This window comes from Ottowia thiooxydans (assembly GCF_040548795.1).
Classification (GTDB): Bacteria; Pseudomonadota; Gammaproteobacteria; order Burkholderiales; family Burkholderiaceae_C; genus Ottowia; species Ottowia thiooxydans_A.
In genome coordinates this window covers 231,515-244,464 of the sequence record NZ_JBEPSH010000009.1, presented here as the reverse complement: position 1 = coordinate 244,464, position 12,950 = coordinate 231,515, and the positions used below count along the sequence as shown (strand labels likewise).

12 protein-coding genes and 1 tRNA gene are annotated in these 12,950 nt (G+C 57.2%); 7 read left to right on the top strand and 6 right to left on the bottom strand.

The window, feature by feature from the left end:
• Nucleotides 1-31 precede the first annotated feature (31 nt).
• On the bottom strand, nucleotides 32-985 hold the full coding sequence (locus ABIE13_RS22355) for a TraB/GumN family protein (RefSeq protein ID WP_354447562.1): 954 nt from the start codon (nucleotides 983-985) through the stop codon (nucleotides 32-34).
• Nucleotides 986-1,148: 163 nt separating this feature from the next.
• Between ABIE13_RS22355 and hpnC the strand changes: the two genes are divergently transcribed.
• The 5 genes from hpnC (at nucleotide 1,149) to ABIE13_RS22330 (ending at nucleotide 6,515) form a co-directional block, all read left to right on the top strand.
• Nucleotides 1,149-2,006 carry a squalene synthase HpnC gene (gene hpnC, locus ABIE13_RS22350; protein WP_354447561.1) on the top strand — a complete coding sequence of 286 codons (858 nt, stop codon included), beginning with the start codon at nucleotides 1,149-1,151 and terminating at the stop codon, nucleotides 2,004-2,006.
• A gap of 38 nt (nucleotides 2,007-2,044) precedes the next feature.
• Nucleotides 2,045-2,890, top strand: coding sequence for a presqualene diphosphate synthase HpnD (gene hpnD / locus ABIE13_RS22345; RefSeq protein WP_354447559.1), 846 nt, complete (start codon nucleotides 2,045-2,047; stop codon nucleotides 2,888-2,890).
• 117 nt (nucleotides 2,891-3,007) lie between these two features.
• On the top strand, nucleotides 3,008-4,360 hold the full coding sequence (hpnE, locus tag ABIE13_RS22340) for a hydroxysqualene dehydroxylase HpnE (protein WP_354447557.1): 1,353 nt from the start codon (nucleotides 3,008-3,010) through the stop codon (nucleotides 4,358-4,360).
• A gap of 305 nt (nucleotides 4,361-4,665) precedes the next feature.
• Complete coding sequence (locus ABIE13_RS22335; RefSeq protein ID WP_354447555.1) at nucleotides 4,666-6,243, top strand: THxN family PEP-CTERM protein; 1,578 nt, start codon at nucleotides 4,666-4,668, stop codon at nucleotides 6,241-6,243.
• A gap of 198 nt (nucleotides 6,244-6,441) precedes the next feature.
• Nucleotides 6,442-6,515, top strand: a tRNA-Gly gene (locus tag ABIE13_RS22330).
• A 130-nt stretch (nucleotides 6,516-6,645) separates the two neighbouring features.
• Here ABIE13_RS22330 and ABIE13_RS22325 read toward each other — a convergent pair.
• From ABIE13_RS22325 to ABIE13_RS22305, 5 genes are all read right to left on the bottom strand, one after another.
• Nucleotides 6,646-6,936, bottom strand: coding sequence for a hypothetical protein (locus ABIE13_RS22325; protein WP_354447553.1), 291 nt, complete (start codon nucleotides 6,934-6,936; stop codon nucleotides 6,646-6,648).
• Nucleotides 6,933-7,349 (bottom strand): hypothetical protein, encoded by a 417-nt coding sequence (locus ABIE13_RS22320; RefSeq protein WP_354447551.1) that lies wholly within the window; start codon nucleotides 7,347-7,349, stop codon nucleotides 6,933-6,935. Before ABIE13_RS22320 ends, ABIE13_RS22325 begins: the two co-directional genes overlap by 4 nt.
• 122 nt (nucleotides 7,350-7,471) lie before the next feature.
• Nucleotides 7,472-8,698, bottom strand: coding sequence for an NAD(P)/FAD-dependent oxidoreductase (locus tag ABIE13_RS22315; protein WP_354447549.1), 1,227 nt, complete (start codon nucleotides 8,696-8,698; stop codon nucleotides 7,472-7,474).
• A 3-nt stretch (nucleotides 8,699-8,701) separates the two neighbouring features.
• Nucleotides 8,702-9,919, bottom strand: a complete 1,218-nt coding sequence (locus ABIE13_RS22310; RefSeq protein ID WP_354447547.1) for a dipeptidase — start codon at nucleotides 9,917-9,919, stop codon at nucleotides 8,702-8,704.
• A gap of 34 nt (nucleotides 9,920-9,953) precedes the next feature.
• The gene (locus ABIE13_RS22305) at nucleotides 9,954-10,934 is read right to left on the bottom strand and encodes a Bug family tripartite tricarboxylate transporter substrate binding protein (RefSeq protein ID WP_354447545.1); all 981 of its coding nucleotides are present in this window, start codon (nucleotides 10,932-10,934) and stop codon (nucleotides 9,954-9,956) included.
• A 168-nt stretch (nucleotides 10,935-11,102) separates the two neighbouring features.
• Here ABIE13_RS22305 and ABIE13_RS22300 point away from each other — a divergent pair, with 168 nt between their 5' ends.
• Nucleotides 11,103-12,002 carry a LysR substrate-binding domain-containing protein gene (locus tag ABIE13_RS22300; RefSeq protein WP_354447544.1) on the top strand — a complete coding sequence of 300 codons (900 nt, stop codon included), beginning with the start codon at nucleotides 11,103-11,105 and terminating at the stop codon, nucleotides 12,000-12,002.
• 151 nt (nucleotides 12,003-12,153) lie between these two features.
• Nucleotides 12,154-12,945, top strand: coding sequence for a class I SAM-dependent methyltransferase (locus ABIE13_RS22295; protein ID WP_354447542.1), 792 nt, complete (start codon nucleotides 12,154-12,156; stop codon nucleotides 12,943-12,945).
• Nucleotides 12,946-12,950: the final 5 nt, after the last annotated feature.

Here is a 12,950-nt window from a genome sequence, read left to right as displayed (position 1 = left end):
GAAGTAGGGGCAGGATAAGTTCAGACCAAGATCAGTACACAGTCTCTACCGTGTACCCGCGCGCTTTCAATAAAGCGGGAAGGCCTTCCGAGCCGAACATGTGTAACGCGCCTACGGCACCAAATACTGGGGCACTTTTGCCGTGCAATTCATCAAGGCGCGCGGCTATGGCTTGGTTTCGATCGTCCAGAACGCGTTTCAGCATGGCACGTTCTGCAGGCGTTTCGACGCATTCGCACCACTTTTCGTAGCTCTGAAGTGTGGCGGCATCGCTCGCGGCCCATGCGGTTGCGAGCTTGAGCAATACCCGCGTACCTGCGCCGCTTTCAAGGTCGTCCAGACTGCTTTTGACTATGTCCGTCAACTCACTCTGGCTGCTAGCGCGCAGCGCGGAGAGTTGCTCTTCCACGGTCTCCAACGCATGCACCGGTTTTTCCTGGTGATGAGCGAATGCGGTCAGCATGGTCTCCACACCAAAGGCGGACTCCAATTGCTGACGGCGTGCGGCGGCCACCAGTACCGTGCTTAGCTGGAACTCGGTCTTCAAGCCTTTGAGGGGCTCCCAATCAAGGCACTCAGCTTGCGCTTGGAGGCGTAGACGGGCTGTGAGTTCAGGAGCAGGGCGCAAGTCGCCTTCTTTCAGGCGCATGCCTTGCATGAGCTTGGCCGCGGTGGCGGAATTGCTTAGATCCATCTCCAGCGCTATGACACGGCTGTCATGGATGGCCGCAAGCATGCGGGGCCCAGGTGACCACCACTCCAAACGGCCCAAATGCATGGTGCCATAGAGATAGGAGTGCTTTCCGCCTTTACTGATCTTCCAGAGAAAGCCGCGGTCTTGTGTCTGGTTGGCTGCAGAAGAGAGCGCCGCCTCCGTGGGCAGGACGAAAGGCGCAATGCATCCCTTGCCCCAGGCAGCAGGGGCCAACAGCGTTAGCAGTAGACCGCAAGCGGTCACCGTCCATTGACGAAGCGTTGAATTCATGAACCTGCGTTACAGAGTGAAGTTGGTCGACGCATGTTTTCTTTAAAAACCGCTGGAGCGCCCTAAAAGGCGAACTATCCAATGTTTTCAATTCTCGTTGATCGGAGAGTGGTATTGCCGTCGGGCAGGGTTTACAGGTGATGCAGGTGACAATGGCGGGTTCATGTCCCCATCTATCGAACACTACGAGAATTTCCCGGTTGCATCCTGGTTGTGCCCGCCCCACCTGCGGCCACCTATTGCTGCAATCTACCACTTTGCCCGTACCGCGGATGACATCGCGGATGAGGGCGCCGCTACGGCAGATGAGCGCTTGGCTGAGTTGGCAGCCTACCGCGCTGACTTGCATGCCGTGGCGCAAGGCCAAGCGCACTCAAAGCGCTGGCAACATGTGTTTGATGCCTTGGCGGTTCAGATCGTGGCGTTCAGTCTGCCTATACAGCCGCTGGACGACCTCCTCTCGGCCTTTACGCAAGATGTCGCCATGACACGGGATGGCAACGCCTATGAGAATATGGCCGACCTGCTGGACTACTGCAGCCGATCTGCCAGTCCGGTGGGCCGGTTGCTGTTGCACCTGTACGGAGTGAATGACGACAAAAGCCTGGCTCAGAGCGACTCCATTTGCACGGCGCTACAACTTGTTAACTTCTGGCAGGATCTGAGTGTGGATATTCCCAGAGGCCGGTTTTACTTACCTCTGGACGAATGCGCTCGGCATGGCATTCACATCAGCGATCCTGCCCGCCAGTTCCCTGAACTGCGCCAGAACCGCCAAACCACGCGCCTCATTCAGGTGTGCGTGGCGGATGCACGCGCCAGGATGCAAGCCGGAGCGCCTCTGGTGCATCGTATTCCCGGCCGGGCAGGGTGGGAGCTGCGTGCGGTGGTGCAAGGTGGCCTGCGTATTCTGGACAAGATTGCGGGTATGGGAGAGTCTGGGTATGGCTCGCTTTTGCAGCGTCCCACAGTAGGCAAAATGGACGCCCCCATCATTTTTTGGCGCATGCTTCGCATGTAAGCTGGGGTTCGGCCCCGGCGGATGGGACAATCCCCCTCGTGAGTACTACCCCTCAAGACTACGTTCAACAAAAAGCGGCTGCCTCGGGCAGCAGCTTCTATTACGCGTTTCTGTTCCTTCCTGCGCCCCGCCGCGCGGCCATTACCGCCTTCTACGCCTTCTGCCGCGAGGTAGACGACGTCGTGGATGAGGTGAGCGACCCTGGTGTGGCCGCCACTAAGCTGGCCTGGTGGCAGTCGGAGGTGGGACGCGCCTATTCCGGCCAGCCCACACACCCGGCTATGCAGGCGCTGATGCCCCACGTGGCTGAATACGGCATAGAAGCCAGGCACTTGCTGGCAGTCATAGAAGGCTGTCAGATGGACCTTACCCAGTCCCGGTACCTGGATTTTGCAGCGCTGCAGCGCTATTGCCATCTGGTGGCCGGAATTGTGGGAGAGGTGTCTGCCAAGATCTTTGGCCAGAGCCTGCCGCAGACCACCGAGTACGCCCATACCCTGGGCCTGGCGTTTCAGCTCACCAACATCATCCGGGACGTTGGCGAAGATGCGCGGCGCGACCGCATTTACCTGCCTGTCAGCGAACTCCAGAAGTTTGATGTCAAGGCACATGAAGTTGTCAGCGGTGTGTATTCAGACCGTTTCCTGGCCCTCATGAAGTTTCAGACCGAGCGCGCTCACGCCTTGTATGACAAGGCGCTGGCCTTGCTGCCCGATCAGGACAGGCGCAGCCAGAAGCCCGGCCTCATGATGGCCAGCATCTACCGCACCCTGCTGCGTGAGATAGAGGTCGATAATTTCCAGGTGCTGCACCAACGCATTGCCCTCACCCCCCTGCGCAAGCTGTGGCTGGCCTGGAAGATGCAGGCGCTGGGCCGGTTCTAGGCATGGGCTTGGCGATCGAGGTTGAGATGAGTTTTTCGCGGTGCAGGTGTGCGCACCGCTGCCTGGTAGTCAACGGTCACGCCAGGCGTTCTGCTGTGGCCAGCGCCGTTTCCTGAAATGACGACTTCCCAAAGAATCGCCATCGTCGGCGCCGGTTGGGCGGGTATGGCTGCCGCCACCCGGGCCGTACAGGAAGGCCATCAAGTCACCGTGCTGGAAGCCGCTCGCGTATTGGGTGGCCGCGCGAGAGGCGTACCGCTTAGCCTGCCGGATGGCCGTGAAATCTGGGTAGACAACGGGCAGCACATTCTCATCGGCGCTTATGCGGATTCTTTGCGCTTGATGCGCCTGGTAGGCGTGGATCCCGAGAAAGCTCTCCTGCGCTTTCCGATGGCATTGACGTTTCCAGACGGCACCGGCCTGTCATTGCCGGATCTGCCGACGCCATTGGACGCGCTGTCCGGCATCCTGCTTGCACGCGGTTGGCCCTGGGCATCCAAGCTGGCGCTGCTGCGTGTGGCTATTCGCTGGCAAATGGCTGGATTTCGTTGTGATCCAAATGCCAGCGTGGCAGATCTGTGCATTGGATTACCACGCAAGCTCATGAAGGAATTCATCGAGCCGCTGTGCGTTTCCGCTCTCAACACGCCTGTTGATCAATCCAGCGGCACGGTTTTTCTGCGCGTGCTGAAAGATGGCTTGTTCAGCGAGCGCGGCGGCTCCAACTTCCTCCTGCCCCGTTGCGACTTGAGCGCGCTCTTTCCTGCTCCCGCCGCGCGCTGGATTGAAGAAAGAGGTGCCCGCGTGCTCACCGGTCGGCGAATCGGTGTCCTGGAAAGGCAGCAAGAGCAGTGGTGCATAGATGGCGAGCCTTTCGATCGTCTGGTACTGGCCGTATCCGCGTCAGAGGCCGCGCGAATCGTAGGAGCTTCTTCTCAGACGGCCGAGGGCCCCTTGCGAGACGCAATGAGCACCTGGGCGAGTCAAGCGGCTGAACTGCAGTTTCAGTCTATTGCCACGGTTTATGCGCAGGTTGACTCTGTCGAGGCCGGCCAGCTGCTGAAGCGCCCCATGCTGGCGTTGCGTGCTGATGACCAGCGTCCGGCTCAATTTGTCTTCGACAGAGACCAGATCAGCGCGCCACCTCAACCCTCTAAGGTATTGGCCTTTGTCATCAGCGCCAGCCAGGGTGATCGCTCTTTGCTCGAGGCGGCGGTGACTGCACAAGCTCAGCGCCAACTGGGGATGTTGGTCAAGCCGTTGCTCACCGTCATTGAAAAGCGCGCCACATTCGCCTGCACGCCCGCCTTGAAACGTCCGGCCGCCCCAATTGCCCCAGGGTTGGTCGCTTGCGGTGACTACATTGAAGGACCCTATCCGGCCACTTTGGAAGGCGCAGTTCGGAGCGGTTGGAATGTACTTGAGATTCTGGGAAGCGCTGTTCCGCCGCGGACAGGCCTGACAGGCTAATCATGCTGCGATCCTGTTAGGAAAGCTCGAGGCCTTGGCAGGTGCTTCATAGATCGGCATAGGAATGAAGTCCACAAGCTGGAGCACCCAGTCTGTGAGACGGCTTGCACACGTTACAAAAGCGCAAAAGCCCAGTCCCTGAAAGCGCATTCATCTTTGGTTTTTTTGATTTTTCATTTATAAAAATGGAACTTTTTCATGGTTTTGATATGAAAATATTAAAACACTTTGCAATTAGCTGATCCAATCGATTTAATCCGTCGCTAAACGCAACTGCGCTTATTGGCGCCTATTGGAGCAGACGTATGCGAGGTTTGAAAAAGTGTATGGGTGCCATCGGGATTCTCTTGATGGCGGCGGTCGGCAGCGCTTCTGCGGAAATAGTTAACTGGGAATACAGTGTTCAATCGCAGTTCAACACGTCCTCGGGTGCCACTCAATTCATCGGTGTTGGACCCGGTACCGCGGATGGTTGTGAATCAGTCGCTTCTTCGTTAATAAGTTGGGGCGCATGTCCAGTAGGTTCTGCGAACAGGAGTTCGATAGGCGTATCCGACACTCCGCAATCAGGCACGCTGGCCACCAATGGTGCAGCAGAAGTTGCCAATACCTACACTCACTTCAACAGGGTCATATCCAGTGTGAACGCTAAGCTAAGTAGCGCGGTAATCTCCATTACGCTCGCACTGAAACCTGCGGGAAGTTCTGACCCGTTTTCCTACTTCTCCTTCGAGTCCCAGATAAAGTTCTTCGAAACACTGAATAGTACCGCTGACGGCCCCTGCGTTGTAGCCGACGGTGCTCTACCATGCAGTGACATCTGGGTTGTGGAGAATTCCCTGAATAGAAACTTTGTATACGAGGGTCTCGAGTACGTCGTCAACTTTTTCCCAGGAGCTGTGCTGAGCCCATTGCCAGATGAAGTCTGTGCGGCTGTCTCTGCACCGACTAACTGCCTTGGTTTTACCACCGCAGAGCAGATTAACGATGCGATGCGGTTCTATATGAACGTGACCTACGCACCACCACTGGTGACCGTGGCGGGCCGGGTTTATGTCGAAGGCAGTTCGCCAGCCAACACCCAGGACGATGGCAACACGGTTGATCCAGGCTCAGTCACACAGGTTTCTCTGACCTGCACCGACCCCACCTACAGCGCAGGCCCGATCACGACCGGGGCAGACGGCAGTTACAGCTTCAGCGAAGTGCCTGCAGGGGCGAACTGCTCCTTAACCACCACGCCACCTTCGGGTTATCAAGCCGCCTACACGCAGCAGGGCACCACGGGTGAATCTGGCACCCCTGGCACGCTGAATACCGGGGTAGCGGGCAGTACGGGTGTGCAGACAATTGCTATCAGCGTGCCAATGAATGGCTCTACCGGCAGTCTTTTCGCCTTGCGCCCGATGACGGATATGACCAGTGCCACCGTCTGCACCCCTAATCCGGCGGCTGCTGGCACGGCTGTCAGTTGCACCACAACGTGCACCAATGCGGGTAGCAGCACAGCATTGAATGCGTTTTGCAGTATTCCAAACGCCTCAGGGCTTCCGGGGGCTCCAGTGCCCGCATGCAGCGCTGGGGTGTCCGACCTCACGAGTGGTGGAACGATAACTTGCACTGTCAACTTCACAATGCCTCAGAGCGGCAGCATCAGCGTCACGGGCGGCACAGGTGCTGACAATGACAGCAATGGTGGTTCCGTACCATCCGCAGGCAATAATCCCTCCATCACAGCGGTCACCCGCCCGGGCGAGGGGCAAGTTTCCACCCCTACACCCGTGCCCGGTCTGGGAGGATTTGCATTGCTGTTACTGCCCGTTTTGATGGGGCTGGGAGCATTCCGCCAACACCGGCGCCGCTCTGACGGCGGAACTGATTAAGTAGGATCAGGAGGTTCTACTGACGTAGTTTTCGGACGGTTTCTTGCGCCGGCTCGGACTTGAGGCAAGAAAAACCTCACTGTCGGGCCGGTAGCGCGGTTCCCGTTTAGCAATCTGGTTAGAATCGCACCACCAAAAAACCTGTCTACGGCGGGTTCGCTTTTGGGAGAGTTGTTTTGAGATGAGACAACTGAAAACGCGGGTGTAGTTCAATGGTAGAACGGCAGCTTCCCAAGCTTCATACGAGGGTTCGATTCCCTTCACCCGCTCCATTTCCAGGATATGCAGAGAGTGCGGTCTCTGCGTTACAGGCGGCACATATCCCGCCCCCAGACTTAGCTGCAGGCTGCCACAATGGCCTGCGCATCTACACGCGAGCTCTCGTTATTGGCCGCCGTTCTCTCACTCGCACTTAAAGAGCACCTCGGCTTCTGGCCAAGCTCCTAGGGGGCGAGGAGGGCGTTGAGTGATATCTAGCAAGCGGAACTTCTTTCCATCCTTCTCGCACGATGATGAGGCTTCTTTAATTGCATCGGCTTTGAGCTGCTCGGCGTTGTAGAACACACCCGCATTGGTCTGGTGCGTAACTTTGCGCAAGCCATCGGACAGAGGCACGACGCCCGTTGTGGGAGTGGCGCAACCCGCGACAATGAAGGTGAGGGCGATGGCAAAGCTCAGGCTTACTCGTTTCATTTCTTATCCAAGTATTTGACAATTCGATAGCGGATGTTTTTTCGCCCGAAACTTGGTCCAACGGCCATCTGACCGCGGGAGTTGAACGCCATATTCATGCTCTGGCCCTGCGAATAGCCATCCTGAACAATCGCAGCATCTCCACCGGCCTTCTTAATTTCCTCAGCAATGGCTGTCCGCATGCGCGCATTACCGAAAAGATTGTCGAAATCTTCGACAGTGGTTACCCCAAGGACCTGATAACGCCTTGGCGGATCGCCGTTGTCCCAGATCTCGTAGCCATCAATCACTTCTTTGGTGCCGCCTTGCCCCTCAATGATTTGACTTGTCCTGCCTTCATAGACCTGGTAGTTGGTTTGCGCGCAGCCACTTAACACTGCGAGAACGCCCAAGGCAATAGCCAACCTTCTCATACATCCCTCCCAAGAAACATTGGCTTACATGATAGCCTCTGCTCCTAGCGTCAAGAGACTAGTGAAAGCCCTTGGTCCCGTTGAGACAAAGGTAGAGGGGTGCATGCACGAGAAAGCAGTCCTCAAGATGCGTGAACTTCTTTCAGCAAAGAATCCACGATCTTGTTCGCAGATAGCGCGGAGTCCGTTAGCCCCAGGTGCCCATGGCCTACCGCCATGTGAAGCCCCGGCAAGCCCGAGCTACCAATCTTGGGGATGGAGTCGGGCATGCAGGGGCGATGCCCCATCCAGTGGGTGGTGGGCACGCCTTCCAATTCAGGAAACAGATCACGCGCCATGCCTTCAAGAATGAGTGCTCTCCTGGTATTGGGCGGGCTCTGAAGCCCGGCGATTTCCACCGTGCCGCCTATACGCAAGCCACCTTCCATGGGCGCGAGAAACACCTTCTTGTCTGTGAGCAAAATGGACCGGGAGATCAGCGAACTCCCGCCTTCGAACTGAACGTGATAGCCGCGTTGACTTTCGAGCGGTACATGAACCCCCGCGCTTTGAAGCAATTGCTTGGACCAAGCCCCTGCTGCCACCACCAAGTGAGAGAACACTTCAGTGCCGTTGTCTGACTGGATGATCCAACCGCCGCCTTCACTGCCCTCCAGGCTGCGCACATCTCGCTTGCAGACTTGACCACCGGCTGATACAAAGGCCGCCACGATGGCTTGCACATACCGAAGGGGGTTGAGGATGGTCGCGTCATCACTCAGAAAAATTCCCACCGGATAGCGGGAGCCCATACGTGGCTCCATTTCTGCAATGCCTGCGGCATCCAGCTCTTTAAAACTCAATCCGTGCTGACGACGCAGGTTCCAGGAGGTTGCATCGCCTTGCAGGGCGGCTTTGGAGGGGTACAAATGCAGCTGGCCGCGGTGGACCAGCAGCTCAGGAACACCGACTTCCCTTGTGAGTTCTGCGTGTGCTTGAACTGCTCCTGCATGGAGCTTCACCAGCGCTGCGGAGTTCCGGGCCACCACGCTTGGACGTGCAGACATGACAAAGCGTGCCAGCCACGGCGCCGCCTTAGGAAGATAGCGAAGCGGCAAGAACAGCGGGCTGTTCGGATCACTCAACATGGAGGGAGCAGACTTGAGCACGCTGGGCGTGGCCAGAGGCACAATGGAGCTCATGCTGATGGCCCCCAGATTGCCGAAGCTGCACCCTTCTCCAGGTTCGCCCTTGTCCATCAACACCACATCAAAGCCGCGCTTGCGCAGTGCATAGGCAATGCATGCACCCACGACCCCAGCTCCTATGACCCCGACGCGAGCCACAGGCGGGACAACTGAATCGCTCATGATTTATTGACTGAATTCGCGAAGCACGCGCATGTAGTTGCCGCCGATGATCTTGGTCACCACTTCCTCAGATACACCCCTCTGTAGCAGGGACGCGGTAAGGTTGGGCCACTGATCCCAGGTTTCCATCCCATAGGTTTGTGCGTTGGGATCAAACCGGTCTTGCGGACGCCAGCCTATCCAGTTGAAGCCCTTTTGCGGCTTTACCATCTCTGGTGTCCAGGTGAGGGCGTTGTAATACGGTTTGCCCCAGTCGGTGCCCACACCGACATGATCGGCACCCATGACGTTCACCATGTGCAGGATGTGATCAACCACCACGTCAAACGTGGCCCATGAGCGAGGCTTGCCCACTTTTTCTGCATTGTCGTTGCCATCAGGGCCCACAATGAATGCGGGAAGAATGACGATGCCGGCGTAACCCCCTGAGTCTGCAATGCCTTTGAGGGTTTCATCCCACAGGCCTCTTGGGTGACCACTGATGTTGCGTGCTGCAGTATGCGATGCGATCACGGGCCGGCGAGGAGCCGCTACCGCGTCCCTGGCTGTGCCCGCACTGGCGTGCGAGAGATCGACCATGATGCCCGTCGAGTTCATTTTCTCGATCAGGGCTGCGCCAAATCGGCTCAGGCCTCCGTCATTCGTCTCCAGGCAGCCGTCTGCGTAGCGCGTTCGGAGGTTATAGGCCAGTTGCATGCTGCGCACGCCTAGTTCATGGAGCTTATCCACGCGATCCAAGTCACTGCCCACAGGCTCTGCGTTCTGAAGATTGAACATGACGGCATGATCACCAGCCTTGTAGGTGTTTTCTACCTCCGTCGCGGTGTTGGCCACTTTCAGCTTGCCGTTGAACAGCTTGGCAAATTCCTTGGCTTGGCGCGCTGCTTCAACCGTGGCTTCAAAGGCAGTATCTGGCGGGCCCGAAGCATATAGTGTGTAGTTGCCAGCGGTGACACCCGCACGATCCCAGTAGTCCAGATATTCCTGGCGGGTTTTTTCGTCCTTGGCGCATTGCTCGATCAGATGCCGCGCCATGGCTTCCTTGATGGCGGGGCGGGTGCCACCTTTGGCTTGAATCTCCAGCCCAATCTCACGCATGGATGGCGTGACGACCCATTCATCAATGAACCCTGGCGCCAGCGAATCAAAAACAATATTGTTCTTGTGCAATTCACGCGCGCGCTGCACGTTTTCTTGCGAAGGAATGAAGGAATGTTCCATGGATTTGATAGGACCTTCTTGAATTGTTCTTGAACTATTGCTTCTCTATTCCGGCCGCTTTGACCAGTTCGTCAAAAGCTTTGACGTCCTGGCGAACCAGCGTGGCGAACTCATCCGGCGAACTGGCCAGGACCCTCGCGCCTGACGCCTGAAGCTTCTGAATCAACCCTGGGTTCTTCAACACTTCTGCCAACTCCCTGCCCAGTTTTTCCACGATAGGTTTGGGTGTGCGGGCCGGGGCCAGAATGCCTTGCCAGCTTCTGACTGAATAGCCGCTCAGCCCGCTTTCGTCGCACGTAGGCACGTTGGGCAGCAGGGCTGCCCGGGTGGTGTCGCCTACGCACAGTGCCAGCAAAGCGCCATCCTTGAGGTAAGGCAGGTAAACCGTGGCTGCGTCCACCGTTGCTTTGATCTGGCCAGACACAATGTCTCTCACGACATCATTGGTGCCCTTGTAAGGCACCTGGTTGACCACAATGCCTGCCATGGTGTTGAACTGCACCTGGGCCATGTGCCCTGAAGAACCAATGCCTGGCGAGCCCATAGACACGGTACCCGGGCTGGCTTTGACATACTTGATGAAGTCAGCCGTGGTGCGGGCCGGCACCGAAGGGTGCACTACCAGGGCATTCAAGGTTTTGGTGGTGGTGCCAATCGGAGCAAAGTCAGCCACCGGGTCGAACGGCAGCTTGCTGTACAGCGCTGAGTTGATGGCAAGTGCCGCTGAGGTGTAGAGCAGGGTATAACCATCGGGCTGTGCCTTGGCCACGGCGCCAGAAGCAATACTGCCCCCCGCGCCAGGCCGGTTTTCTATGATCACCGTCTGACCCAGTCGGTCGGAAAGGAGCTGTGCAACCAGACGGGCCTGCACGTCAGTGGCGCCACCGGCAGAAAACCCGACCAACATCCGAATGGGTCGTGTCGGAAAATCTTCTGAAGCTTGTGCCTGGCTATGAGAAGCCAAGGCGCATAGGGCCAACAAAAGAATCAGCTTGCGAGTCGGAAATCGGCCCATGGATTCACTCCTGCGTTACGCTTGGATGGTTCGAAACAAATCCTATCCAGATCAGGGCATCTCATCCAATCCTATTTTTCTTTGACTTCATAAGTACAGGATATGGCTTGGTGCGATGCTCCGGACATGTGGCCTTGCGGCAGGTGACTTGCAGAAAGTGGAAAACGGATGATCAAGCTAAGACAGCTCGAGGCCTTTCACGCGGTCATGCTCACAGGCACTGTGACCGCAGCGGCTGGAAAACTGAAGATTTCTCAACCCGCTATCAGTGAGCTGATCGCGCAGTTGGAAGAGCAAGTGGGATTTCCGCTTTTCTCGCGGGAGAAAAACCGCCTACAGCCGACGGATGAAGCGCGCTATCTTCATGCATCCGTGGCAAACGCTCTGGACGGCCTGGATGGAGTTGAACGCCTTGCTGAGGACATTCGGAACGCCAACGCCGGAACGCTTCGCATAGCGGCCATGCCCATGCTGGCGCTTAATTTTTTGCCACGCATTGCCGCTTCGTTCTTGAAGCAGCATGAAGATGTGAACGTCGTGCTTCAGGCGCGAAGCTCACCCACCGTGGTCAGGTTGATTGCCTCACAGCAGTTTGATATTGGATTTGCTGAGGGTGATTTCGACACTCAGTGGATGGACGCCAAGCGCATGCGCATGCCCTGTGTGTGCATTGTTCCTGCAGATAGTGCACTGGGCGGTAAAGCCGTCATACAGCCTGAGGATCTCAATGGCCTGCCAGCCGTGATGGCGCCGCAGGAGCATCAGCGAACCGAGAGCTTGCGAAAGATCTTCTCAGAGCGAGGGTGTCACCTCAAGTTGAAGGTGGAAACTCCGCTGTTCACTTCCATGTGTGCCTTCGTGGCCGGTGGATACGGCTACAGCATTGTGGATGCGGTGACGGCTCAGACGGCATCGAAGGAAGGGGTTTTGATCAAGGAGTTTGTGCCCAGTTTCTTCAATGATTTTGCAGTGCTGTTTCCCAACGGAAAGCCTAGGTCGCTGACGGTGCAAAGCTTTATAAGTGATGTGATGGCTGAGCTGGAAAAGCTGGGAGTGATTGCAGATTGAAGTGGTGGAATGTTGGTGCAAGGCCTCGGCCTGTGGAAGCGCCCACGCTTCTGATTCAACTGTGGCGTTACTAGGGTATCCATCCGCAGATTCCATTTTTTTGAGAAGATCCGGTTCAACGCTACACCATCTAGAATTTTTCGACTTCCGCATGAGTACAAGCAGCATTGATTTTCTGTCACACAACCGTGCCGCCTGGGATCGCCAAGCCACTGAGCAACGCGAGTGGTCGCGTCCCGTCAGTAGCGAACTGATTGCTGCGGCCCGAAACGGTGACTGGCAGGTGCACCTCACGCCGCGTCCCGTGCCCAGCGACTGGCTAGGCGATATACGGGGCCGGCGCATCCTCTGCCTCGCTTCGGCGGGCGGACAGCAAGCGCCGGTGCTTGCAGCGGCCGGTGCACAGGTCACCGTGTTCGACCTGTCGGACGAACAGCTTCAGCAGGATCGCCGAGTTGCCATGCGCGACGGACTTGAACTGAAGACCGTGCAAGGCGACATGCGCGATCTGAGTGCATTCGCCGATGCGCATTTCGACATCATCTTTCACCCAATCTCCAACCTCTATGTGCCGGACGTGCGGCCTGTGTGGCACGAGTGCCATCGGGTGCTGAAAACCAACGGTGCCCTGCTCGCGAGCTTTTACAACCCTGTGGTGTTCATCGGCGACCGCGACCCGGCACTGTTGGCACAGGGGTTGGTGCGCCCGCTCTACAAACTGCCGTACTCCGATCTACGTGATTTGCCGCAGGATGTACTCGAGACAAAGCGGCAAAACGCAGAAGCGATGGTGTTTGGTCATTCACTGGCTGACCTGATCGGAGGACAACTGGCGGCAGGTTTTTCTATCGATGGGTTTTACGAAGACGAACAAGCCAATCCACGCTTCCTGGTCGACCGTTTCATGCCCACCTTCATCGCGACCCGAGCACTGAAGCGTTAGCCCAC

Coding starts and splice junctions, on each gene's coding strand:
- ABIE13_RS22355 (WP_354447562.1), bottom strand. CDS start 985: ATGAATTCAACGCTTCGTCAATGGACGGTGACCGCTTGCGGTCTACTG.
- hpnC (WP_354447561.1), top strand. CDS start 1,149: ATGTCCCCATCTATCGAACACTACGAGAATTTCCCGGTTGCATCCTGG.
- hpnE (WP_354447557.1), top strand. CDS start 3,008: ATGACGACTTCCCAAAGAATCGCCATCGTCGGCGCCGGTTGGGCGGGT.
- ABIE13_RS22335 (WP_354447555.1), top strand. CDS start 4,666: ATGCGAGGTTTGAAAAAGTGTATGGGTGCCATCGGGATTCTCTTGATG.
- ABIE13_RS22325 (WP_354447553.1), bottom strand. CDS start 6,936: ATGAAACGAGTAAGCCTGAGCTTTGCCATCGCCCTCACCTTCATTGTC.
- ABIE13_RS22320 (WP_354447551.1), bottom strand. CDS start 7,349: ATGAGAAGGTTGGCTATTGCCTTGGGCGTTCTCGCAGTGTTAAGTGGC.
- ABIE13_RS22315 (WP_354447549.1), bottom strand. CDS start 8,698: ATGAGCGATTCAGTTGTCCCGCCTGTGGCTCGCGTCGGGGTCATAGGA.
- ABIE13_RS22310 (WP_354447547.1), bottom strand. CDS start 9,919: ATGGAACATTCCTTCATTCCTTCGCAAGAAAACGTGCAGCGCGCGCGT.
- ABIE13_RS22305 (WP_354447545.1), bottom strand. CDS start 10,934: ATGGGCCGATTTCCGACTCGCAAGCTGATTCTTTTGTTGGCCCTATGC.
- ABIE13_RS22300 (WP_354447544.1), top strand. CDS start 11,103: ATGATCAAGCTAAGACAGCTCGAGGCCTTTCACGCGGTCATGCTCACA.
- ABIE13_RS22295 (WP_354447542.1), top strand. CDS start 12,154: ATGAGTACAAGCAGCATTGATTTTCTGTCACACAACCGTGCCGCCTGG.